13 protein-coding genes and 1 riboswitch are annotated in these 23,996 nt (G+C 67.2%); of the genes, 8 read left to right on the forward strand and 5 right to left on the reverse strand.

The window, feature by feature from the left end:
• Window positions 1-30: 30 nt before the first annotated feature.
• From Poly30_RS17940 to thiC, 3 genes are all read right to left on the reverse strand, one after another.
• Window positions 31-3,684 carry an MFS transporter gene (locus tag Poly30_RS17940; protein WP_419190334.1) on the reverse strand — a complete coding sequence of 1,218 codons (3,654 nt, stop codon included), beginning with the start codon at window positions 3,682-3,684 and terminating at the stop codon, window positions 31-33.
• A 170-nt stretch (window positions 3,685-3,854) separates the two neighbouring features.
• Window positions 3,855-6,596 (reverse strand): hypothetical protein, encoded by a 2,742-nt coding sequence (locus tag Poly30_RS17945; RefSeq protein WP_145200257.1) that lies wholly within the window; start codon window positions 6,594-6,596, stop codon window positions 3,855-3,857.
• 54 nt (window positions 6,597-6,650) lie between these two features.
• Window positions 6,651-8,318 (reverse strand): phosphomethylpyrimidine synthase ThiC, encoded by a 1,668-nt coding sequence (thiC, locus tag Poly30_RS17950; RefSeq protein WP_145200260.1) that lies wholly within the window; start codon window positions 8,316-8,318, stop codon window positions 6,651-6,653.
• A riboswitch (TPP riboswitch) is annotated at window positions 8,307-8,398 on the reverse strand. It overlaps the preceding gene by 12 nt.
• Window positions 8,399-8,500: 102 nt before the next feature.
• On the opposite strand from thiC, the gene Poly30_RS17955 reads away from it, so the two are divergent.
• The 6 genes from Poly30_RS17955 to Poly30_RS17980 all read left to right on the forward strand — a co-directional run bounded on the left by Poly30_RS17955 (window position 8,501) and on the right by Poly30_RS17980 (window position 15,662).
• Window positions 8,501-9,571: a hypothetical protein gene (locus Poly30_RS17955; RefSeq protein WP_145200262.1), complete on the forward strand. Its 1,071-nt coding sequence runs from the start codon at window positions 8,501-8,503 to the stop codon at window positions 9,569-9,571.
• Window positions 9,568-10,602 carry a D-alanine--D-alanine ligase family protein gene (locus tag Poly30_RS17960; protein ID WP_145200265.1) on the forward strand — a complete coding sequence of 345 codons (1,035 nt, stop codon included), beginning with the start codon at window positions 9,568-9,570 and terminating at the stop codon, window positions 10,600-10,602. Before Poly30_RS17955 ends, Poly30_RS17960 begins: the two co-directional genes overlap by 4 nt.
• 18 nt (window positions 10,603-10,620) lie before the next feature.
• Window positions 10,621-11,421, forward strand: a complete 801-nt coding sequence (locus Poly30_RS17965; protein WP_145200268.1) for an alpha/beta fold hydrolase — start codon at window positions 10,621-10,623, stop codon at window positions 11,419-11,421.
• A 26-nt stretch (window positions 11,422-11,447) separates the two neighbouring features.
• Window positions 11,448-12,461, forward strand: a complete 1,014-nt coding sequence (locus Poly30_RS17970; RefSeq protein WP_145200271.1) for a hypothetical protein — start codon at window positions 11,448-11,450, stop codon at window positions 12,459-12,461.
• 376 nt (window positions 12,462-12,837) lie between these two features.
• Window positions 12,838-14,307, forward strand: a complete 1,470-nt coding sequence (locus tag Poly30_RS17975; RefSeq protein ID WP_145200274.1) for an ATP-binding protein — start codon at window positions 12,838-12,840, stop codon at window positions 14,305-14,307.
• Window positions 14,304-15,662, forward strand: coding sequence for a tetratricopeptide repeat protein (locus Poly30_RS17980; RefSeq protein WP_145200277.1), 1,359 nt, complete (start codon window positions 14,304-14,306; stop codon window positions 15,660-15,662). The genes Poly30_RS17975 and Poly30_RS17980 overlap by 4 nt, the downstream gene beginning before the upstream one ends.
• 267 nt (window positions 15,663-15,929) lie before the next feature.
• Here Poly30_RS17980 and Poly30_RS17985 read toward each other — a convergent pair whose 3' ends face one another.
• On the reverse strand, window positions 15,930-18,536 hold the full coding sequence (locus Poly30_RS17985; protein WP_145200280.1) for a sigma-70 family RNA polymerase sigma factor: 2,607 nt from the start codon (window positions 18,534-18,536) through the stop codon (window positions 15,930-15,932).
• A 295-nt stretch (window positions 18,537-18,831) separates the two neighbouring features.
• Between Poly30_RS17985 and Poly30_RS17990 the strand changes: the two genes are divergently transcribed.
• The gene (locus Poly30_RS17990; protein WP_145200283.1) at window positions 18,832-20,790 is read left to right on the forward strand and encodes a YgiQ family radical SAM protein; all 1,959 of its coding nucleotides are present in this window, start codon (window positions 18,832-18,834) and stop codon (window positions 20,788-20,790) included.
• 85 nt (window positions 20,791-20,875) lie between these two features.
• Entirely contained in the window at window positions 20,876-23,509 is a 2,634-nt protein-coding gene (locus tag Poly30_RS17995; protein ID WP_145200286.1) for a sigma-70 family RNA polymerase sigma factor, read from the forward strand.
• 43 nt (window positions 23,510-23,552) lie between these two features.
• Here the strand turns inward: Poly30_RS17995 and Poly30_RS28635 are convergent, their stop codons facing one another.
• Window positions 23,553-23,918 (reverse strand): hypothetical protein, encoded by a 366-nt coding sequence (locus Poly30_RS28635; protein WP_419190335.1) that lies wholly within the window; start codon window positions 23,916-23,918, stop codon window positions 23,553-23,555.
• Window positions 23,919-23,996: the final 78 nt, after the last annotated feature.

Genomic DNA, 23,996 nt, shown 5'->3' on the forward strand with positions numbered 1-23,996 from the left:
GCCCGGGTGATCGGGCGGCCGCCTTTCTTTCTATCGCTCCGCCACGTCGGTCCGGTCATGGCCCGAGCCGCGGCCAGGATGGATCGCCGCGGCGGCCTTGGCCGCAGCGGCCCTGGCGGCCTCCACTGCGGCCTCCACTGCGGCCAGCGTGAACGGCCTGCGCTGCTCCTCCTTCGGCGCGCTCGCCACGGCCTCGGCGAGCACCTTGAGTCCGCGCAGATCCACTTTACCCGTGCCGAGCTTGGGGACCTCCCCCACCTCGTACCAGGCGTTCGGCTTGGGCTGGAACAGGTTCGGTAGATCCGACTCGGCGAGTCGCGACTGGAGCTCGCGATGGTCGAAGGCGAGGCCCGCATAGAGGACCACGAGCTGCTCACCCTTCTTCTCGTCGCACACGGCCGTCACGGCAATCTCGGGGACGAGCGTCTCCAACTCGCCGTCCGGCTCGACTCCGGGCAGGGCTCCGGTATGGGTTCGAACGAGTTCATACGCCAGATCGAGGAGCGTCTCTTCCACGCGGCCGTGGGGCACCATCTCCCCACCGATCTTGCTGAAGCGCGAGATGCGGTCGGTGATGAACAGGAAGCCATCTGCGTCCAGATAGCCGATATCGCCCGTCGTGTACCAGCCGTCGTTCAGGACCTCCGCCGACTTCTCGGGCATCCCGAGATAGCCGACCATGACGCTCGGGCCCTTCACCACGATCAGGCCCTCTTCGCCGGCGCCGCGCTCGATGACCTCCGCCGGGTACCGGTCCTGATTCACGATGCGCACGGCCACGCCCGGAAGCGGGCGGCCGATGGACCCGGCCTTGTTGCTGCGCGCGCGGCGCGGTGCTCCGTCCGGGCTCGGAAGGTTCGCGGAGACGACGGGGCTGAGTTCGGTGCAGCCGTAGCCCTCCATCAGCCTCGAGCCGAACTTCGCCTGCCACGCGTCGCTGAGGCCCTGGGAGAGCTTCTGCGCCCCGGAGAGCGCGACGCGGATGTGGGCGAACTGCTCGGGCTCGCAGCGGCGCAGATAGGACTGATAGAACGTCGGCGTCGCGATCGTGATCGTGACCCTGTGCTCGCCGCACATCTCGCCGATCCTCTTCGCCTCCAGCGGGTTGGCGTGGTACACGGCGCGCGAACCCGAAAGCAGGGTCGCCCAGAGCGTGACCGTGTAGCCGAAGCTGTGGAAGAACGGCAGGATCCCGAGTACGGCGTCGCCCGGTCCGAGCGAGATGACCTGGAGCACCGACTGCACGTTCGAAAGGATGTTCGAGTGCGTGAGCATCACGCCCTTGGGCGTGCCGGTGCTGCCGCTGGAGAAGATGATCGTCGCGACCTCCTCGGACTCCGGCAGCCCCGACTTCGACTTCGGCGCCTGCAGATGGGCGAGCCACGTGCCCGGCAGGAACGACTGGGCGAGGTACTTGAGCTTCATCCCACCTGAGATGTCGCCGCGGATGCTCTCCAGCAGGATCGTCCGCTCTTCGCCCAGCGGCGACGGGCGGTCGAGCGCCTTCAGGAACTTGCGCGCCGTGATGACGACGTCCACGTCGGCGGCCTCGCACATGGCGGCGAGATCGGCGTTGGCCATCGTGTAGTTCAGGTTCACGGAGGTTCGACCCGCCAGGGCGAGCGCCAGGTTCGCGAGCGCTCCGCCCGCGCCCGGGGGCAGCAGCACCGCGACGTTCTGCTTATCGCCGATATGCGGCAAGAGAATGTCGCGCATGCAGAGGGCGCCGATGAGCAGCTTGCGGAAGTTCAGCTCCGTGCCCGTGCTATCCACGATGGCCTTCTCCGACGCGTAGGACCGCGATTCCTTAAGGAAGCGCCAGGCGAGCGAGCCGCGACGTCCCTGACGCTCCGTGCGAAGCGCCGCGATCTGCTCCTGGATCCGCTGGCGCGCCTGGAACGCCGTCGTCTCCGGCGCCATGGGCTCGCCGATGGAGATGTCCACCTTGTAGGGCAGCTGGCTCGGCATCTTCAGGAACGCGCGGCCCCCCTTGTAGCTGAAGATGCTGCCCCAGAGGCGGTCCAGCGCCACCGGCACGATCGGCACCTTCGCCTCGCTGGCGATCCGCTCCATCCCCGGAGCGAACGGCATCATGTGCCCGCTGCGCGTGATCGACCCTTCGGCGAAGATGCAAACGAGTTCGCCCTCGGCGGCGCGGCGGGCTGCCTCACCCAGCGCGGCCTCCTTCTCCTCCCGCGTGTCACCGCTGGAAACGGGGATGGCCTCCATCTTGCGCGCGAACCAGCCGAGCAGCGGCACGCTGAAGAAGGAGCGGAACATCATGAAGCGCACGGGCCGCTTGGCGATGGCCGCGACCAGCACGGCGTCGACGAACGAGACGTGATTGCAAACGATCAGCGCGCCGCCCGTCTCCGGGAGGTTCTCCTCCCCTCGCACGCGCATGCGATACACGGTGTGCGCGAGAAGCCAGATGATGAATCGCACGGTGAAGTGGGCCGCGAACTTGAGGGACAGGAGGAAGGCGCCGACGAGCAGGGCCCCAGTCACCACGAACAGCGCGCCGCCGGAAACATCGAGCCGCACGAGCAGGTCCATGAAGGGCGCGGCGAGCAGGATGCCGATGAAGTCCAGTACCTGGCTGAAGCCGAGGACGGAGCCGCGCGTCTCGTTCTTCGGAAGCACCTGGACGAGGGTGCGAATCGGCAGCGTGAAGATGCCGGAGCTGAGGCCGAGGACCCCGAGGCAGGTGGCGATCCAGGCCGTGTTGTGGGGCGCGATCTGGGTCGCAAAGGTCGCGGCCGCCATCCCGAGGAGCCCGAGCGGCGCGAGTCCGCCTTCGACGCGATCGCCCGAGAGCTTGCCGCCGAGCAGCGCGCCGGCGGCGATGCCGAGCACGACCGGGAGCAGCAGGAAAGAGGTCTGCGCCTTGTCGAGCCCGAGCGTCTTGATCGCGTACTCGTTGACGATCAGGAGCAGCAGCGACGCGATGAAGTAGTAGAAGGAGCTGCCGAAGACCGAGACGGCGAGGTGGCGATCCTGCCGGACGATCCTCCAGTTCTGGAGCATCGCGGCGGGGAAGAACCACTGGAGCTTGCGCCCGGGGTGGCGCGCGGGCTGGTGCTCGATCGGAAGCGATGCGAGCATGCCGACGGTGGCGAGTCCCACGTAGACCGCCCCCGGGATCCACAGCGCCGCTCCGAAGTTCTCCGCCAGGAGACCCGCCAGGACGAGTCCGCCGAGGATGGCGAGCGTCGTCGTGGTCTGGATCAGCGCGTTCGCCCGCGACATGTCGCGTTCGTCGACGATCTCCTTGACGATCCCGTACTTCGAGGGCCCGAAGAGGGCGCTCTGGGCCCCCATCAGGAAGACCACCGCGAGCAAGAAGACGTAGCTCTCCATGGCGAGCGCCGCGAGCGCTCCGCCCATGACGACGATCTCCATGACGTTGGCGACCTTGATGATCGTCGACTTGGAGTACTTGTCGGCCATGGCCCCCGTGAGGGAGCAGAAGAGCACGAAGGGCAGCGCAAACAGCGTCGCGGGCCAGAATTGCCCCGCGCCGACGGCCAGCTGGCTTTCGGCCAGCCACGGGATCGCCTCGGCCGTGGAAGCGGAGACCGCCAGCAGCAGCACGAGCTGCTTGAAGGCGTTGTCGTTGAACGCTCCCAGGGCCTGGGAGAGGATGAGGGAGCCGAAGCTCCTCTTGGCCAAGAGGTGAAGCATGCGTGGGTCTCGGTGGATGCTACGCGAAGAATGCGCTGCCGGAATCATTCGCCATCCAGCCCCCATGCTTCGGGGACTCCCCGTGAGTGGGTTGCATAGCCGCGTGAATCAAGGTGCGGACGAACGCTAAAATGTGCCCCCACGGCCCATGGAACGCTGCTTCCCCCCTCTCACCGGGGCGCCAAACCCGGATTGTCCAGGAATGCCGCGAGCGCTTTCTCCAGGGAAGCTCTCGTTTTGAATCCCATCTCGCGCCAGGGCGTGAGACCTGTCTCGCCCTTGTAGTGGCTGCGGATCGTCGCGAGCAGCCGCTCGCGCCCCTCCGGACCCGAGCGGTTCGCCAGAAAGAAAACCACCGCAGCGGCCTGATCGTAGAACGCCGATTTGGCCGTATGCGTCAGGTGCACGAGCGTCGACTTGAGCTGCACCGTCCCCAGCGGATCATCGGCGAGGCGCTGGAACTGGAGCTGATCGAGGCGCAGAAGGAGTTCCAGGGGAATGCCGCCGCCAGAGGAGTGGATGGCTGCCGCCGATTCGACGGATTGAACGGTCGGATCATCGAGGGCGTCGCCGCGGCGCGCGATCTCCAGCGACTGGTCCTCGATGAAGCGCGCGAATCCCTCGACGATCCAGTAGCCGGGGGTGTTCGCCGTTCGGCGACCGCCCGCGACCTCGCGCCAGCGTTCGGCGATGTACTGGTGCGTCAGCTCGTGGGAGACGACCTCGTGGAGGCTCCGTCCCTGGTTCAGCGAGGTCGAGCTGTCGGGCACGAAGAACCGACTGACACGAGTCCAGGGCATGTAGAAGCCGAGCGACCACTCGGGCGCCGCCTCTCCCTCGCCGAGGTCCTCGTTCAGGTAGTCCGGCCTCGATGCATGGATACGGACCTGGAGTGGCTCGTCGTCCGGCTGCGGAGGGTTGGCGAGCAGCGTTTCGAGCGTGCGGACGGTGGCCTCACCGTTGCGCAGGCAAGCGCCCACGATCGCCGGATCCATGGTGCGCGAGAGCAGCGAGAGGTTCTTCGTCCGAAGGCCGATCGTGTCCTGTCGCCACATGGAATCAGGGGGTGCCTGGGGCCGCGGCTGACCGTCGATCGGCGCGCCGCGCTTCGCATCCAGAATCGACGCAGGCTCGACGAACCAGGCGCCCGCGGGCGCCAGCTCCCGGGCCCATCGGACCCACCGCGCCTCGGGATTCCCCTCGGAGCGGAACGGGAAGTTCGCTGGCATCGACGCAGCGGCCACCGTCTGGACGCTCATTCGGATCTTCTCGGGAACCGACTCGCCCGACGGAAAGTAGCCCTCGACCGTCGCGAGCAGCGCGGCAGCTTCGAGCCCGAGGCTCGCCTCGGCGCAGCGCTTCGCGAATTCGATCGTGCGCTCGGCCGCATCGGTTCTGACCTTCGCCTCGTCCTCCTGGGCCGCCGCGAGCTGGCGGTCGCGGTTCCCGGCCGAGTTCTCGCTCTTGCCGGCGAGCTTGCTCTCCAGCGCAGCGACCTCCGAGTGCGGCAGCCCCCGGGTTTCGGCCTCGGCCAGAACGCGCCGGGCATCGGCGAGCAGACGGCGCTTGGAGTACGTTTCGAACGCGCCGATGAGATCCTCGGCGAACGCACGATCCAGCGCGGCGCGCGCCTGGACCACAATGCGATAGGCGTAGCCGTCCTCGACCTCGAGGCTCTCGGGCAGCTCCGGCGGAGCCACCTCGGCCTCGACCTCGGACGCGTTCACGTCATGGGCGCAGACGAGGCGCCCGGCGCCGCTCTGGTAGAGCACGGTTCCGTCCGCGACGGGGATCAGGGGCCCGGTGAACTCCATATCGCGCGCCACCCAGAGAATGCGCCGGGTCGGAAGATCCAGGGCCCAGTTCCCCATCAGAAGCACCTCGCCGGCGCTCGTGATGGGACCATCCACGCCTCCCTCGGGGCGGTCCTTGGCTTCCATCAGGCCTTCTCCGCCGCCGTCCATCCCGGAGCGCAGAACGATGCCGTTCCCGGTGCGACCGTACAGATCCACTCCGACGCGCACCGGATCGCTCTCCAGCGCAGGCAGCTGGTTGGAGCTACCCGGGCCCGCGAAAAAGAAGGGACGGGTGTCCTTGCCGCGGGTCATCACGAGGGAGTTCGACGCGACGAGAAGCGGCCCCCATCCAGGGCCGGGCTCCAGCTGAACCAGCCGTGCCTGCTGCTCGCCCGCGCCCGTCACCACCGCGCCGCCCAGGCGCGTCTGGGGATCAGAGACTGTAGGACTGCTGGTCCCGGCCCCACTGACGATCACGCGGCTCGTCTGAGCGCCCGAGTTTCGAGCGAGCGCCTCGGTGTACACCGTATAGATCGAGTGCTCCCCCTCGCCGGTCTGGACCACGAGCGGCTTGCACTCATCAGAGGGATGCTCGAAGAGGACCTTACCGTTCCGAAGTTCCAGAACCTGCAGCCCCTCGGGCGTCGTGACGGCCGAGAGCCCGGGAAGCAGGCTGGCCGGAGACCGGAACGCCCCTCTGACGACCTTGCCGCGTTTGAACGACTTGCCGCGATGTTCGAAGTAGTAATGGGCCTCGTCCGTGACGGCGACCACCGCCGAGCCAAGCACCGAGACGTGACCGAACTCTTCCCCGGCCAGGGACTCGGAATCGATCTCTTCGCCCGTCTGAAGATCGAGCGCAAAGAGCTTCGCGCCCTTCCCCGACTTCGCGACGACGTAGACAACCCCGGCAGAAACCACGGGCTGCCCGAGGAGCTGATCGAACTCGACGCCCCAGACCTCGACCGGCGCGGTCAGAGGAGCCCGAAGGTCCGGAGCGGAGGATCCGTGTCCCTGGCCTCCCATCGGCTCCAGCCAGTCGGGAAAGGCCGCTGCGGGGGCGACGGAGAGAACGAGGGAGGCGAGAAGGAGCAGGCTTTGGCAAAGGGCGCGCATCCGGTGAGGATACCGAATGCGCGCCCTTCGTCGACCGTTCAGTCCGGACGGATACTACGAGTAGATCTCGCCGCCCTTCTTCGTGAACTCCTGGGCCTTTTCCTTCATGCCGCGCTCCAGAGCCTCCGCGGTCTCCAGGTCGTTCTCCTTCGCGAACTTCCGCACGTCCTCGGTGATCTTCATCGAGCAGAAGTGCGGGCCGCACATCGAGCAGAAGTGGGCCACTTTGGCGCCCTCGGCCGGCAACGTTTCGTCGTGATAAGCGCGCGCCGTCACCGGGTCCAGAGCCAGGTTGAACTGGTCCTGCCAGCGGAACTCGAAGCGCGCCTTGCTGAGCGCGTCGTCCCACGCCTGGGCGCCCTTGTGTCCCTTCGCGAGGTCCGCCGCGTGCGCCGCGATCTTGTAGGCGATCACGCCGTCCTTGACGTCCTTCGCGTTCGGCAGTCCGAGGTGCTCCTTCGGCGTCACGTAGCACAGCATCGCCGTTCCGAACCAGCCGATCATCGCCGCGCCGATCGCGCTCGTGATGTGATCGTAGCCCGGAGCGATGTCGGTCGTGAGCGGGCCCAGCGTGTAGAAAGGCGCCTCGTGACAGACCTCCAGCTGCTTGTCCATGTTCTCCTTGATCTTGTTCATCGGCACGTGGCCGGGTCCCTCGATCATCACCTGGACATCGTGCTTCCACGCGATCTTCGTCAGCTCGCCGAGGGTCTCCAGCTCGCCGAACTGGGCTTCGTCGTTCGCGTCCGCGATGCAGCCAGGACGCAGGCCGTCCCCCAGGCTGAAGCTGACGTCGTACTTCTTCATGACCTCGCAGATCCGCTCGAAGTGCGTGTAGAGGAAGTTCTCCTGGTGATGCGCGAGGCACCACTTCGCCATGATCGAGCCGCCGCGGCTGACGATGCCCGTCAGGCGCTTCGCGGTCATCGGCACGTAGCGGAGCAGCACGCCCGCGTGGATCGTGAAGTAGTCGACGCCCTGCTCGGCCTGCTCGACCAGCGTGTCGAGGAAGAGGTCGATGGTCAGGTCCTCGATCTTGCCGTTCACCTTCTCGAGGCACTGATAGATCGGCACCGTGCCGATCGGCACCGGGCTGTTGCGGATGATGTGCTCGCGCGTCGCGTGGATGTTGTCGCCGGTCGACAGGTCCATGACCGTGTCGGCCCCCCAGCGGATGCTCCGCTGGAGCTTCTCGACCTCTTCCTCGATGCTGCTCGTCACGGCGGAGTTGCCGATGTTCGCGTTGATCTTCACCAGGAAGTTCGTGCCGATGATCATCGGCTCGATCTCGGGGTGGTTCACGTTCGCGGGCAGAACCGCGCGACCGCGAGCGATCTCGTCGCGCACGAACTCGGGCTCGACGTTCTCACGCGAGGCGACGAAGGCCATCTCCTCGGTGATCACGCCCTGCTTCGCGTAGTGCATCTGGGAGAGGTTCCCGTCCGCGGTCGCAAGGCGCGCCTTGATCCATTCGGCGCGGGGCTTCGGCACGCCCTCGCGAACGTCGCAGCCCTGGGGGCCGGACGTGTCGTAGACGTCCACGGGGGCGTCGTCGTTGGAGAGGTGAATACGCCGCTTCGGCACGTGCAGCGTGTGGCCGTTCCAGACCACCGTGTCATGGACCTTGTGGGAGCTCGGAAAGCTCTCCTCGAAGGGCTCGAGGCGATCATCGGCCGCGGTGCCGCTCTGGGCGCCGCTCTGGGGCAGTACAGGTTCAATCATGGGTCTTCCTACGCCGGTACGAACCGGATCAGGTTCAAGGGGTACTTCTCAGGCGCAGCGCGCCGCCCCCGACGGTGGTTTCGAGCCGACGAGTATAGCAGGGATCCGCCTCGCCCCCGGACTCACGTCGCCCATGGCGCTGCAGATTTCGGGATCGCTCGCCCGTTCTGTACCCTGGCGACATGCCTTCCACGCCCCGAGCCAGGCGGTCGACCTCCTGGGTCGACCTGCCGCGAGAACAACTCCTGGACGTACGCATCGCCGATCTTGGCGTGACTCTCGAGGATTCGACGCTCGCGCCGCGCGTCGAGGCGTTGCACGCGGAGTTCGAGCGCCGCGGCCTCGATTTCCGTCCCTACGCCTGGCTCTCGACCGACTGGTTCGCCCCTGACGACACCTCCGGCTTCGCGATTCCGTTCTATCTCGCCCACCCGCGGCTGATCCGGCTGGAGCGCAGCCAGATGCTCGAGGTCGAGGGAGGGACGACGGAAGAGTGCATGAAGCTCATGCGACACGAGGCCGCCCACGCGCTCGACAACGCCTACGGGCTGCGCCGCCGCAAGGACTGGCGCGAGACCTTCGGCCCGGCGGGTGTCCCCTACCGGTCCTCGTACACGCCGGATCCGACGAGCCGTGAGTACGTGCTGCACCTCGACTACTGGTACTCCCAGAGCCACCCACTGGAGGATTTCGCCGAGACCTTTGCCGTTTGGCTCAGGCCGGGTTCGCGCTGGCGCACGAGATACGAGGGCTGGCCTGCGCTCCAAAAGCTGGACTACGTGGATCGCCTGATGAAGGAGATCTCGGGCACGCCGCCGCGGCTCACCACGCGACGCAAGGAGGAGCCGGCGGGCCGCGTTCGGATGACCCTGCGTTCTTACTACGAGCAAAAGAAGCGGATCTACCAGGACGAAGGGACGCCCGCCTTCGACGGCCAGCTCAGCCGCATGTTCCCCGATGCGCAGACCGCCCCGGAGGGCGCTCCGAAGCTGACATCGTTCCTCCGCCAGCACCGCGAGAAGCTGGTCCGCCGCGTCGCCTCCGGCACCGGCCAGCACCGCTACCTCGTCGACCACGTCGTTCGCGAGATGATCACGCGCGCCAAGCTGCGCGACCTGCGCGTCCCCGAGATCGCGATGCGCGGCAAGCGACGGCACGCGGACACCGAGGGCGCGCTCATCGATACGGCGATCCTGCTCACTTCTCTCACCTCCCAGTTCCTGTACGGCGGCCACAATCGGTACCAGCGATGAGTCAACGCAAGCTTCGGATCGCGGTGCTCATGCATCAGGACCTGCTGCCGCCGGAGTCGCTGGAGGGCATCGATGAGCAGGCGGCCAACAAGTACAAGATGGAGTACGACGTCTGCACGTCGCTCCACAACCTCGGCCACGAGGTGATCCAGGTCGGCGTCGAGGACGAGCTCGCGCCGATTCGCCGCGTGCTCAAGGGAGAGAAGCCGCACATCGCCTTCAACCTGCTCATGCACTTCCACGACGCGGGGATCTACGACTCGGCCGTGGTGGCGTGGCTGGAGCTGCAGAAGCAGCACTACACGGGCTGCAATCCCCGCGGGCTCCTCGTCGCGAACGACAAGGCGCTCTGCAAGAAGGTCCTCGCGTATCACCGCATCCGCGCTCCGCGATTCTTCACCGTCCCCCGGGGCGGGAAGATCAAGAACCTGCCGAAGAACCTGAACTGGCCGCTGTTCGTCAAATCGCGCAGCGAGCACGCCTCGACGGGCATCAGCCAGGCGTCGATCGTCCATGACCGCGACCAGCTCCAGAGCCGCGTCACGTACATCCACGAGCAGGTCGGCACCGGCACCCTCTGCGAGGAGTACATCGAGGGACGCGAACTCACGATCGCGATCATGGGCAACAACCGGATCGAGATCTCCCCGGTCTGGGAGATCTTCATGGACGAGCTGCCCTCCGGCGTCGCGAACATCACGACCAGCCGCGTGAAGTGGGACCACGCCTACCAGAAGAAGATCGGTTTGCGCACGGGACCCGCCCTCGAACTCGATCCGGCGAAGGCCGACGAGATCCGGCGCACGGCGCGCCGGATCCACAAGGCGCTCGGCCTCTCGGGGTACACCCGTATCGACATGCGCATGGGAAGCGACGGCCGGGTTTGGGTCCTGGAGGCGAACCCGAACCCGGACCTCTGCTTCGGCGAGGACTTCGCGGAGAGCTTCGAGAAGGTTGGCTACACGTACGACGACCTGGTTCAAAAGATCGTGAACCTCGGCCTTCGCTACGACGCTCCCTGGAAGGGCTGACGCAGCGTCGACGGAAGTATGAAAGCGATCCTTCTTCACGACAGTGGCCCGGGCGCGACGCTCTCCGAAGGAGCGCCCCGGCGGGAGACCATCGTGTACGTCCCCGGCATCGACGGAACGGGCGAGCTGCTCCTCGGGACCTCGAAGCGGCTCGAGGCGCGCTTCCGGCTCCTGCGCGTGCGCTACGACCCGGAGCCCCCTTCCGACGAACGGCCAGGTGGCGCCCCGCTCTACGAGCGGCTGGCGGACACCATCGCTGAATGCCTCGACGAAGCGGGCGTTCCGCGCGCCGTCATCCTCGCCGAGTCGTTCGGCGGCGGGGTCGCGCTCCAGCTTGCGCTACGTCATCCCGATCGCGTCGTCGGCCTGATGCTCGTCAACACGTTCTGCTTCTACCCGCGCCGCATTCGCATCCGGCTGGGCGCTGCGCTCGTGCCCTTCACCCCGAAGAAGCTCCTCCAGCTCGGACGGATCAGCCTCGCCGCAAAGCTCTTCTTCCGGCCCCGGAAGGACGCCGAGGCGGAAGAGCTCTTCCGCCAGGCGATCCCCGGATTCGCGCGCGGCGGCTACGCGGAGCGCATGCGGGCGATCCCCGAGCTGGACCTTCGGGATCGACTGGGAGAGGTGACGGCACGCTGCGAGCTGTTTTGCTCCAGCGACGACGCCGTCGTGCCTTCGACGGCCACCATGCAGGTGCTGGCGGACGGGCTCCCGAACGCACAATTGACGACGCTGGAGGGGGCCAATCACATCGTGTTGCCGCTGGCGGAGGAGCCCTGGGTCGAACGGCTGGAGGAACTCTTTCGGTCCGCGAAATAGGCGTACGACTTGCTACCGTGCGGCCCATGGGAACCCACCGAAGCCTTCTCCCGGCCGCCCACGCCGTCACCCTCGTCGTCACCCTCGCCGTCGCTGGCTGCGCCAGCCCGATCCGCGTCGAGGAGTCCGACTGGCGCCCGCGCGTCCACGACCTCTCCCGCCCCGCGCCCGCCGAGGTGGTCGACGCCTCCGCGCCGGTGACGCTGCCGACGACGCTCCAGGGACCGCTGCTCGTCAAGTCCTTCCTGCGCTACGAACTGACGCGCGGCGCGCGGGACCCCGCGGGCGACGGAGACGTCTGGGAGATCCGATTCCAGGGCCCTGAACGGCCCGTGCAGAGCGTGGATTCATGGGCTTCGGTGACCCTGACGTCGCCGGGGAATCGCCAGGCGGCCATGGTGAAGGGAGCACGGGTCTACAGCGGGCGCATCAACGTCGCCCGGCGCGGAAAGGAGACCGACGACGCTCTCCTGCTCCTGCCGCTCGCCTTCACGGACGACTCCCTCTTCCGCGCGTGCGAGGTCCTCGGGCCGATGGACCTCGAGGAGTTCCAGCGCGCGTCGGACGTCGAGACGATCGGCGACGCGTACATCGGCGGCTTCCTCGCGGGCTTCGGCGCTTCCTTCACGGTGCAGCGATCCAGCGCGCTGCGCTCGCTGATGTCGGACGTGATGCAGTGGCCGTCCGGCTGGCTGGGCAAGGACGACGACGCGCTCGTGGCGCTGCGGCCGGATGCGCTGAGCGCCGAGCCTTGCAGCACGCCCTTCGGCCCGGGGTGGCGTGTTCCCGTGGAGATCACGGCGGGCGAGACGCAGGCCTTCGTCGGTGAGGTCACCGTCGTCGAGCCGGGGGGAGCCCTGAAGCTCGCCGCTGGAGTCGTCGAGGTGACGGGTTATGCCCCCCATCGCCCCGACGAAGTCCTTCGGCTCAAGCTGGTCGGGGCGCATGCTCCGCGGACGGAGCACCTCGCGCCCAAGGCGATCGAAAGCCTGCTGGAGATCAAGCCTCGCTCGAAGACCACGATGGGCGGCCGGGAGTAGTGGCCCTGGCCGGACTCGAGCCTCTGCACTTGAGCCTCTGCACTTGAGCCTCTGGCACCGAAACAGGCCTCGGGCCTGCAGTCGGAAGACCGAGATGCCGGCGAAAAGTCCGAAATTCATGTCGGACCAGCGGTCCCCCCTGCGGTGTCCCGATGGAAGCGGCGCAGAGATGTGCCTGCCAATACCTGAATCCGAGACCAGAAGTGCTCCCTCCGACGTGGTCGTCCGCGACCGTGCGGCGTCGACAGGTCGAGCCCCATCGGACTCTGCACCGCTTCCCCCGAAGGGCCCGCCGCTGCCTGGAGCGTCCCCCCCCGCTCCTGCGCTGCGGGCCCTGTCCCTTTCCTGCCTGCAGTGCGGTATCGTGGCGCCGCCCATGACGGAAGCCGACGACCCCACCACGCCCCTGCGCGACGCCCTCCGCGTCTCGCCCGACAACGTTCCCCTTCGGCGGCATCTGGCCGAGACGCTGGCGAAGCTCGGCAGGCATGCCGAAGCCGAGGGTGAGTTTCGCCAGGTCCTCGGCGCCCTGGAGCCGGCCGACCCTGCGGGCGATGTCATCCGACTTGCGCTCGCGGCGACGTATCTGGCCCAGGGCAAGCTCAGCCACGCCGACGTTCTCGCGGAACTCGTGACGAAGCGGGACAGTGCTCCGGCGGCAGCGTTTCTCCTACTCGCCCGGATCCGACTCGCCGAGAAGGACCCCAAGGCGGCCAGGATTGCCTTCGATCGCGCCTGCAAGCTGGACCGGTCGCTGCGCGACTCGGAGGTCGCGCGCCAGCTCGGGCTTCGCCCGAGCGATCCGGACGAGGACGACCGAGATGACGACGACCTGGATGAGGACGGCGACGACGATGACGATGAGGACGGCTGGGATCCCATGGACGACGAGCCGGACTTCAGGCACGCGCTGCGATCCTCCGCCCCCGACCCCAAGGACGACAAGGATCGAATCACGGACGCGGACTTCGAGCGCCCGAAGATCGCCTTCGACGACGTCGGCGGTATGGACGACGTCAAGGAGGAGATCTCCATCAAGGTGATCCAGCCGCTCGCGCATCCTGAACTCTTTGCCGCCTACGGCAAGAAGGTCGGCGGTGGCGTCCTGATGTACGGTCCGCCGGGCTGCGGCAAGACGCACCTCGCGCGCGCGACCGCAGGGGAGGCGAAGGCCGCCTTCATGAGCGTCGGCATCCATCAGGTGCTGGAGCTATGGATCGGGTCGTCCGAGCGCAACCTGCGCCGGATCTTCGACGAAGCGCGGCGGCGCGCGCCCTGCGTGCTCTTCTTCGACGAGGTCGACGCGCTGGGCGGCAAGCGCGCGAGCGCGGCGAACAACGCGGGCCGACAGATCATCAACCAGTTCCTGTCCGAACTGGACGGCGTGGAGGACGGGAACGAGGGGCTCCTGATCCTCGCAGCCACCAATGCGCCCTGGCACCTGGACGCCGCGTTCCGGCGCCCGGGTCGCTTCGATCGGATGATCTTCGTGCCGCCCCCGGACCTCGCGGCGCGCGTGTCGATCCTGGAGGTGCTGCTCCGCGACAAGCCCAAGGACTCGATCGACCTCGGCAAGATCGCGAAGAAGACCGACAGGTTCTCCGGCGCGGATCTCAAGGGGCTCGTCGACCTCTGCATCGAAGGGAAGCTGCGCGAGGCGCTGAAGACCGGAAAGCCGGGGCCGATCACCGAGAAGGACCTGCTGGCGGCGGCGAAGCGCCTCTCTGCGACGACCTCCGAGTGGTTCGCGACGGCGAAGAACCACGTGCTGTTCGCCAACGAGGGCGGGAGCTACGACGACGTGGCCGCGTACATGGGGCTGCGTCCCAGGCGAGACCAGAGTTGAGCGACGCGATCACGCGGGCCAGGCTGCTCATGGGCAGCGGACGCATGCAGGAAGCGCTCGAGCCGCTGGGCCGCGCGCTCGCCGAGAATCCGAGCGACGCGGAAGCCCATGCGCTCCGTGCGCTCGCGCTCGCGGATCTGGAGGAGTTCCCCGAAGCCCTGGAGTCCGCGCAGCGCGCGAGCGGCGAGGATCCCGACTGGGCGTTCCCCCACCACGTCACGGCCCAGGTACTGCTCCGCTGGGGCAAGAAACGCCCCGCGCTGGCGGCGGCCGAAGAGGCCGTGGCCATCGACCCCGAGAACGAGAACCACCACGCGATGGTCGCGGCGTGCCACGCGAGCTTGAGCCAGTGGCGCGAGGGGCTCGCCGCCGCCGAGCGCGGGCTCGCGCTCTCCGCCGAGCACGCCCAGTGCACGAACCTCCGCGCGCTCTGCCTGCGCCAGCTCGGTGACGTCGACGAGGCGACGAGCGCGCTGCGCGCCAGCCTCGCGGAGGATCCCGACAATGCGTGGACCCACCAGAACCTCGGATTCGCGTCGCTGGCAAATGGGCGCTACGACGACGCGATCGCGTCGTTCCGCGAGTCGCTGCGGCTCGATCCCACCGACGAGGAGTCGCGCGTCGGGCTGGCGACCGCGCTGAAGGGGCGCGTGCCGCTCTATCGACCGATCATCGCGTGGCAGCTCTTTTGCAGCAAGCTGTCGAGTCGATTCGGCATCGGGCTCGTCTTCGGCCTGATGATCCTCGTGAACGTGGTCCGTCGTTCGCTCGGCCCGGACAGCACCGTGGGCACGCTCGTCATCATCGCCTACGCGTCGCTCGTATGGATGAGCTGGGCCGCGGGCGCGCTCTTCGACGTGCTGCTCTTCGCGCGTGGCGACCTGCGGCCGATTCTCACCGGGCGTGAAAAGGCCGCGAGCCTCGGGGTGATCACCTGCCTCGTGCTCGCGCTGGCAGCGCTGGCTGCGCGGATCACCCTCGGGCTTCCGGGCATGGAGTGGAGCGCAGGTGTCTTCGCATTCGCGGCGATCCCGATGGCCGCATGGGCCGAGCTCGACAACGCGAAAGCGCGCGGCATGGGCCTCGCCATCGCCATCGCGGCGCTGCTGCTCGCGGGCGGGAGCTTCGCGCTCCAGCTGCACGCGATGAGCGTGATCGACTGGGACCTCGGCCTCACCGGCCCCGCCGACGAGATCGAAGCGCTGGGTGCGCGCATGCGGCTTTCGCTGTCGCGGGCGAGCCAGCTCAGCCTCGTCTCGATCGTGATCTCGGTAGGCTCATCGTGGGTGATGCCGTTCCTCGGTCTCGTGCCCGAGCGCCGCGGCGGCCGCGGTCAGCGACGACGTCCGAGGTAGGGAGCCCATGGTAGGGAGTCGGAAAGCAGGAACAATGGGCGGAGAGCCCGTGCTCCCCGCCCCTTCTCTGTAGCTGCCAAAGCGTACCTGTGTCCCGGACCCGACCCCTCCTTCCAAGAGTGGCCACGCCCCCTCTGCGATCGCGCACCTGATTTCTGGTGACGCGAGCGCATCGGTAGGCGCCCATACTGGTCGTGCCCCAGTGGACGACTTCGACGTCTGTCAGGAAGAACGCCCGGCGGCGCCGAGGTGTCGGCGGAATCGCGGCTATTTCCAGAGCGCGGAGGAGGAGGGGCCCCAGGGGTGCGACGCGCCGTCGCCGATGAACGACAGACGATCCGCGAAGATCTCCACCTCGATCTCTTCTGGCGACGGCTCGGACCTGCCGACGGCCGCGCTGCCAGACGGCCACCGTAGAATCCATCGGCCAGCCGAGAGCCCGTAGAGCTGAAAGGTCGAGCCGGGGGTCACGTCCACCTGCTGCGACTCCCCCGCCGCGTTCGTGGCCACCAGCGTGAGGAGCGTCGGCTTCCCGGACGCTTCCTCGCCTTCGCTCCGGCGCGGAGCGACGCCCACGAGCGTTCCACCGGGCTTCATCTGCACGGTGTCCAGATCGATAGGTAGGCCGAGCCCTGGATGCTGGTAGAGCCAGGGCGCGAGACCGTCCGCGGAGATCCGCAGCGTGAACGCGAGGAAGGCCGTTCGAGGCACGGAGAAGCGCCCCTGCTCGTCCGTCGTCAGCGTTCTCTCCTGCGGTCGCTTCGCTTCCGTCGCTGGTTGCGCCAGTCCCGTCGGCGATGCGTTCGTCCGCACGATGGCGACGGTGGCGTTCGGCACGGGCTTGCCACCATGAAGTACCTGAACGTCCATCATCTCCAGAGGGCACAGAGCGACCTTGACCCGTGCGCTTTTCGGTTTCACGTCGCAGAACGCGAGCCTCTCGGGCGCGAAGCCCTCCGCGAATACGATGAGGCCCGACTCGGAATGGCCAGCGGAATCTCCAGCGGCGATGGCCATCACCAGCTCATGCGAACCGGTGACCTCGCCGCTCCGAACGATCCGGGAGGGATGCTGGATCGACTCGGGCTGAAACCACTGGAATCCATCCACAGGCGCGCCGCCAGGGCCCTCGACGCAGAACGTCATCGCGCGCCCGACGTCGAGCTGCAGGGTTCGCCGCTGGCCATCGAGGGAGAGCGAGGCATGGAACGCGGGGGCGAATTCGAGCACCGCGTCGTGGGCGATCACATCGCCCACGGAGCCCGCTGACTGCGTCCATCCGGGCAGTGGTACGCGCAGCTCACCGTTCTTGTCGGCGAGGAAGAAGCGCTGTTCCTCCCCCGGGCCACACAGCGAGACGATGGCGTGAGGCACGGACGAACCAGCCGGGTCCAGGACGAGAACGGCGAGCGTCGGGACGTCCACCTCGCGTTCGAGACGAAGCTTCAGATCACCCGTATCGTCCGCCTCGACGCGTATCGACCCGGAGACGAAGCCATCCGCGTGCGCCGCCACGTTCACCTCGCTCCGAGCGACGTCGTCGAGCGTGAAACAGCCCTTGCCGTCGGTCGTCGCGGACACCGGACCCAGTGGGTCCCCCACCTGTCCGGAGCGCAAGGATGCGCCGGGGATGGGCTGGCCATCGGCATCCACGACCACGCCGCCGAGGCTGCGCGACTTGACGAGCGTCCAGTTCCCCAGCGCCATGTCCGACCCCAGCCAGTGGGGCAACGTCATCCGCCGCGAAGCGTACCCGGGCGCTTCCAGCTGGATCGCGCCGTCTCCATCGGCGAGTCCCAGCGCAGAGCGAGGAGCCCGCAGGCGAAGCTCGAGCCGGCCGTCCGCGTCCGAAACGGAAACACCGCCGCGAGCACCGCGGAACGACACTTCGGCACCTGAGAGCGGCGCGTGATCTGGATCCGTGATACGGAAGCAGATCTGCAGTTCCACGACTTCGGGATCCGGGTCGTTCCAGCCAGGGACCGTCCAGGCATGGGCATCGGAGCTGCCCCCGGGAGCCAAGGGCACCGCAGCCTCCCCACGGAATCCCTCGGGTGCGAGGGCGATCTCACGGGAAGAAGCCAGTGGACTGATCGCCGCGAGCGACGCGCCCTCGATGGGTTTCACCTCCTGGCTTGGCCCCGCCCGGTTCTGCGCGAGAGGACCTCCGCTCAGTCGCGCCAGGGCTTCCGGTGCGGGTCGTCCGCTGAACACGCTTGCCAGAATGCCGATGAGCGAGGCCATGACGGAAGCGAGGATCACCGGTCCCATCGCTGGCCAGATCGCTGCGCTCGCTCCGGCCTTGGCGCGAGAGGAGCGATCGGCCAAGCGGACGAGCGGCAGGAGGCAAGCGACCCAGCCCTCCGAATGATCACGCGCCTCTTTCGCCAAGGAGACCCGCATCGCTGCGATGGCGTTTTGAAGATGCCAGCGAACGGTGGACGCGGGCAGGTCCAGAAGCGTGCCGATGCGACCGGAGGGCAGCCCGCGCAGGTAGCGAAGGGAGATGATGGTCCGGGGCAGATCGTCGAGCTTGTCGACCGCGCGCATCAGCCGCTCGGCGGCTTCGAACTCGACGCTTCGTTCCTCTGGAGAAGGACACCGCAGCGTATCGACCGAGGCCTCCAGCAGGATCCACTGCTGGTCCTCCTGCCTCGCGCGCCTTCGGTGGGAGCTGATGGCCAGGTTGGAGAGAACGCGTACCAGCCAGGGCCCCAGCGGCTGCTGAGCGGCCGGCGGCCGCTCCAGCGCCCGAACCCAGGTGTCCTGGAGAAGATCCTCGGCGTGTTCCGGGCCCACGAGGCTCGCGGCCAGGCTCTGGAGGCCGGGCGCAAAGGCCAGCAGGGCGTCGGGATCAGGACGTGGATTCGGCATGGAGGGGATGGGCTCCTGGGAAGGACGCCCGCGCTACCGCGACTGATGGCAGAACCTACGGAAAAAGAATCTTCAGCAGAATCTGCGGGCCAGAAGCGCTGCAGCCAGGATGAAACGGCGGGGCGCTGGGACCAGAGTCGAATCCCCGCGTCTCGTCCAGTCCTTGCCTCCCGCCCATGCGACCAAAGAAGCGGAGGCGGCGGCCGAGCCCTTCGTGCGCGCCAGGCGATCCGTCTGAGCGGAGACCCCATACGCGGGTTGTGCCGGGCCGAGGCGCGGACGACAATCCCCCGCCATGACCCACCTCGATTTCCTACCGATCTCCCCGTCCGAGATCCAGGCGCTCGGTTGGGACCAGCCTGACATCGTCTTCGTCTCGGGGGACGCCTACGTCGATCACCCGTCGTTCGCCAACGCCCTCCTCGGCCGGGTCCTCCAGGCCGAGGGCTACAAGGTCGCGCTGCTCTGCCAGCCGGACTGGAAGAACGCGGACGCCTGGCTCGCCATGGGCAAGCCGCGCCTGTTCTACGCCGTCAGCGGCGGGAACATGGACTCGATGATCAACCACTACACCGCCAACAAGAAGCGTCGCAACCAGGACGCCTACTCACCCGGCGGCGAGATTGGCCTGCGGCCGGACCGGGCGACGGCGGTGTACTCCCAGCGCTGCCGCGAGGCGTTCTCGGACGTCCCCGTCGTCATCGGCGGAGTGGAGGCGTCATTGCGCCGCATCGCGCACTTCGACTACTGGTCGGAGACGGTCAAGCCCTCGATGATGGTCACGAGCAAGGCGGACCTCTGCGGCTTCGGCATGGGCGAAGCGCAGATCATCGAGATCGCGCGGCGGCTGGCCGAGGGGAAGACGATCCGCGACTGCCGCGACCTCCGGGGCGTCGCGTACCTTCTGGGCAAGAAGGACGAGCTGCCCGAGCATGCCTTCGAGCGGCCCATCGGCAAGCCGGTCACGAAGACGCTGGAGCTCCCCTCGTTCGAGGAGGTCAAGGAGGACAAGATCGCCTTCGCGACCATGACCCGGATCCTCCACCAGGAGACGAATCCCCAGAACGGCGCGCGCCTGATCCAGAAGCACGGCGACCGGACGCTCGTGGTGAATCCGCCCGCCCTGGCCCACGAGACGAAGGAGCTCGACCGCCTGTACGACCTGCCGTACACGCGCATGAGCCACCCGACGTACCGCAAGCCGATCCCCGCCGATCAGATGATCCGCGACTCCGTGACGATCATGCGCGGCTGCTTCGGCGGCTGCACGTTCTGCTCGATCACGATGCACCAGGGCAACGCCATCCAGAGCCGCAGCGAGGAGTCGATCCTGCGCGAGGTCGAGACGATGGCGAAGGACCCGCAGTTCAAGGGGACGATCTCGGACCTCGGCGGGCCGACAGCGAACATGTACCGGATGCGGTGCACGAAGCCCGAGGTCGAGGCGATCTGCCGGCGCGCGTCCTGCGTGCACCCCACGGTCTGCAAGCTCCTGGACACGAGCCACGACCCGACGAAGTCGCTGATGAAGAAGGCGCGCGAGACGCCGGGCATCAAGAAGGTCCACATCGCGAGCGGCATTCGCATGGACCTCGCGCGCTTCGACGACGAGTACCTGGAGGACCTCGCGCGGCACCACGTCGGCGGGCACCTGAAGGTCGCGCCCGAGCACGCCTCGGACAAGGTCCTGGCGAACATGAAGAAGCCGGCGACGAACACCTTCGACCACTTCGCCGAGCGTTTCCAGGCGGCCTCGGAGCGCGCGGGCAAGGAGCAGTACCTCGTCCCCTACTACATCGCGTCCCACCCGGGATCGGGCGTGGCGGAGATGATCGAGCTGGCGGAGTACCTAAAGGCGTCGGGCTACAAGCCGCGCCAGGTCCAGGACTTCATCCCCGCTCCGATGGACATCGCCACGTGCATGTACCACACGGGCCTCGACCCGATGACGATGGAGCCGGTCGACACCGTGAAGAAGCTGCGCGACCGCAAGGTCCAGCGCGCGCTCATGCAGTTCTTCGCACCGGAGAACTACTTCACGGTCCACAAGGCGCTGATCGAGGCGGGGCGCCGCGACCTCATCGGCTCGGGCCCCCAGTGCCTGATCCCGGCGAATCCTCCGAAGGCGGCGCTGGCGATCAAGAAGGAAGGCAAGCCCCAGGACCAGAAGCGGCCCACGAAGAACAAGGGCCGCAGGCTGGAGTCCAAGAAGAAGGGCCCGGCGTTCCCGAACGATCGTTCGTACGAGGAATAGCGAGGAGGTCGGCCGGCAGGCCGCTTTCGATGACCTTTCCAGCGTTTCCTGTACCGTGGTGAACCCGCCGCGGCACCGGGAGTGCATGGACCATCCTCATCGAACATCGAGGGCCAGCGAAAGGGCCAGCGAAGCCGCGTGGATCGCGGAGCTCGGCTGGCTGAGGCGAGTCTGCCGAGCGCTCGTCCGCGAGGAGGCGCTGGCGGACGACCTGAGCCAGGACGTCTGGGTCGACGCCGTGCGGCAGCGCCCTGAACTCGAAGGACCGCGGCTGCGGGGATGGCTCGGCACGGTGGCGCGACGCCGCGCTTCGAAGCTCTTGAGGCGCGAGCGAGGTGCGAGGGACTCCGAGGCGCTCTGGTTCAAAGACCGCTCCGCTTCGGAATCGGAGGACCTTCCGGAGGACCGGCTGGTGCTGCATCGCCAGCTGATGGACGTGATCGATGCGATGGACGAGGCGGATCGAGAAGCGATCGTCGCGTACTTCTTCGAGGGCCTCGACACGGCAGAACTCGCCCGCCGAACCGGCGTTCCGGAAGGAACCCTGCGCCAGCGCAGGAGGCGCGCGCTGACTCGACTGCGGAAGCGATTGAACGAGGAGGATCCGCGCTGGAGTCAGTGGCTGCCGGCGCTCGCCTTCGCCGGGAGCGGCCGCTGGAGCGCTTCGACTCCCGCCTTCGCCACCCTGGTTCCCCTCGCCACCCTTACCGTCATGTGGAAGCCTGTCATCGCCCTCGCCCTCGTCTTGCTCACCGCCGCAGCCTGGTGGATCGGCCCGCATCGGACAGGAGAGCTATCGCCGGTGCTGACGATAGCGCGATCAGAGACAGCGGCACTCCAGGCGGTCCGACCAGCGGCCGCCAAGGACGCGGAGGTCTTGGCGCTCGCAGACGGCTCTCGGGACCGAAAGGGCCTGTTGGACGATGAAGATCACGCTTCGGCACCGATCGACTACCTTCGAGTCGTGGACGAGCGCGGCGACGCGGTCCCGAAGGTCGCTGGAGTATGGATCGACTCGGAGCGCGATATCGCACCGCTCGAATTCGACAGCTCGGGACGAGCCCCGCGCCCGAGCGCAATGGGCGGCGTGGCCACGCTCGCCGCTCCAGGTTTCCTGGAGGTCGAAGCCTCGGTGGCCGCGCCCGATGGCACTTCCGAGACGTTGATCACGCTCCGTCGGGCGCGCACGCTGAGCCTCCAGCTCATACTCGGAGACGAGCCGCTGGACCGAGCTACATGCTTCTTCGACGGGACACAGGCCGACCGGACAACGATCATGGAAGGACTGGCTCTTCGGTCACTCGAGAGTTTCTGGAAGCCGCTCCAGTCAGTGCGAGTTGCCAGAGATCTCGTGAGCTCCGCCAGCGGCGTACTGAAGATCACGGAGACCCCTGCCCCTGGACCGATGAGAATCACTCTCCCGGACTGGCTCCTCGGAAAGAGTGTGACAGCCCCCATGGAGCTTGCGGACAACGCCAGTGTCCTCATCGTTCCGCAGGACTGCTTCGATCCTCGGGCGGGAGCGGACTGGCAGCTTGCGCTACTGGAAGAACCCCTCGTCGCCGAGGGGCGGTTCGTATGGGATGACGACAAGACGCCGCTTCGCGGTCGGCTCACCATTTTTCGACGCTCACCTGGCTACGTTGACGGCGTATACAGGGCCAACATCGATGCCGATGGCAGCTTTAGCTTCTCAGCGACGACTCGCGGCGCCTACCGCGACGGGAAGAACTTTGCCGTTAACCGGGGCGAGTATGTGCTATCCGTTAGAGATGAACCGACCCAAGAAACCGCATCCCTGACGATCTCCATGGCCTCTGTGCTGGAGGAACCCAGCCTCGGGACCATCGAGATCCCACGCCCGCAAGAGGTGACGATCCACGTGATCGAGCGCGATTCCGCTGGCAGCAGCACTCCGGTACGAGCTGCGGTCACCACAAGAAGATCAAGAGGATGCACCGGGCCAGATGGCGTTGCGTCCGTGATCGTCGATTCGCAAGAGGCCATCTGGGTTCAGGGCGAGTCTCATTCGCTGGCACAGATTCCGCCCAGTCGAATCGCTGGAGCGCCACCGGGCGAGGCCATTGTCGTCGAGGTTCCCCGAGCGCCATGCCTGAACATCCTATTCGAGTCCGACGCTTCTGCCGTTGGTACCGAGATCATGCTGGAAAGCGAGCACACTCTGTTCCAGCCAGCGACGGTACTCGATGACGAAGCAAGCGCACCCGTTCCAATCGAATGGCGCGTCCCCTCGATCCAGCATCCCCTCGGTATCCAGATTGGTCGCTTCGGTGAAGGACTGCAGAGAGTCTGGATCCTGCCGGATGGAACGTCGCCCATCCGCGTTGCCGGACTGACCCACGAAGCGCCTATCACCGTTTCCTGGGTGGACGAACTTTCCCAGAAGATCGCCTCGACCGTCGTGGACCTCGACGAGGATCGCACCGTCCACTTCGGCAGCGAAGTCACCGCCTGCCTCACCGTCCGCGCCGTTCTACGCGGCACGAACACGCCGGTCGCCGCCACGGTGGAGATCGAGGAATGTAAGGCCGAGGGACAGCTCGTCCGGCCACTCATCGCTGGCTACACCACGTTCGACACCCTGCTCCCGGGAACCTATCGAATCACCGTTCGCGCCATGGTGGGCGGCGCTGAGGTCAGCTCGACCACCCGATTCGAGCTGGACGAATCCGAAGAGGAAGCACTCTTCGAATTCTGATCGAAGGCAGCGTGGGATGGCCGAGCGGCGACTCGGCGCGACCTCACGCTATGCCCAACATCAATGCCATCAAGACCACCCAGGAAAGGGTCGCCGCCCCCGCCGACACCCAGGCCAGTACGCCAGGGCTGGCGGGATCCTCGAGCTTCGAAGGGTCATCCCCGCCGAGCACCCAAAACGCCACGGGGTACGAAGCGACGTTGGCGAACAAGCCGTAGCACGCCAACCTGAGCCAGTGCTCCCGGTAGAAGTCGACGAACGGTTCAGCCCATGGCACGCCGACCAGTGGAAGGCAGCTATAGAGGGCCAGGACGGCCAGCGGCGCCACGATCGCTGCGACCACGAAGGCCGCGCGTCGCTGTCGGATTCGGCGGCGAGTCACTCGATCCGCGGAGGCTGCTCCGTTCATGGCATCATCGTAGGCTCTTCCTCGCGTCGACGAAATCCGCCACTTTCCAGGGTCGGATCTCCGGGCGGCGACGACGTG

This window comes from Saltatorellus ferox, from assembly GCA_007751475.1.
GTDB lineage: Bacteria > Planctomycetota > UBA1135 > UBA1135.

Bases quoted from the DNA above. Each gene is read 5' to 3' on its own strand.
- Poly30_RS17940 (WP_419190334.1), bottom strand. From the start codon at position 3,684: ATGCTTCACCTCTTGGCCAAGAGGAGCTTCGGCTCCCTCATCCTCTCC.
- Poly30_RS17945 (WP_145200257.1), bottom strand. From the start codon at position 6,596: ATGCGCGCCCTTTGCCAAAGCCTGCTCCTTCTCGCCTCCCTCGTTCTC.
- thiC (WP_145200260.1), bottom strand. From the start codon at position 8,318: ATGATTGAACCTGTACTGCCCCAGAGCGGCGCCCAGAGCGGCACCGCG.
- Poly30_RS17955 (WP_145200262.1), top strand. From the start codon at position 8,501: ATGCCTTCCACGCCCCGAGCCAGGCGGTCGACCTCCTGGGTCGACCTG.
- Poly30_RS17960 (WP_145200265.1), top strand. From the start codon at position 9,568: ATGAGTCAACGCAAGCTTCGGATCGCGGTGCTCATGCATCAGGACCTG.
- Poly30_RS17965 (WP_145200268.1), top strand. From the start codon at position 10,621: ATGAAAGCGATCCTTCTTCACGACAGTGGCCCGGGCGCGACGCTCTCC.
- Poly30_RS17970 (WP_145200271.1), top strand. From the start codon at position 11,448: ATGGGAACCCACCGAAGCCTTCTCCCGGCCGCCCACGCCGTCACCCTC.
- Poly30_RS17975 (WP_145200274.1), top strand. From the start codon at position 12,838: ATGACGGAAGCCGACGACCCCACCACGCCCCTGCGCGACGCCCTCCGC.
- Poly30_RS17985 (WP_145200280.1), bottom strand. From the start codon at position 18,536: ATGCCGAATCCACGTCCTGATCCCGACGCCCTGCTGGCCTTTGCGCCC.
- Poly30_RS17990 (WP_145200283.1), top strand. From the start codon at position 18,832: ATGACCCACCTCGATTTCCTACCGATCTCCCCGTCCGAGATCCAGGCG.
- Poly30_RS17995 (WP_145200286.1), top strand. From the start codon at position 20,876: ATGGACCATCCTCATCGAACATCGAGGGCCAGCGAAAGGGCCAGCGAA.
- Poly30_RS28635 (WP_419190335.1), bottom strand. From the start codon at position 23,918: ATGAACGGAGCAGCCTCCGCGGATCGAGTGACTCGCCGCCGAATCCGA.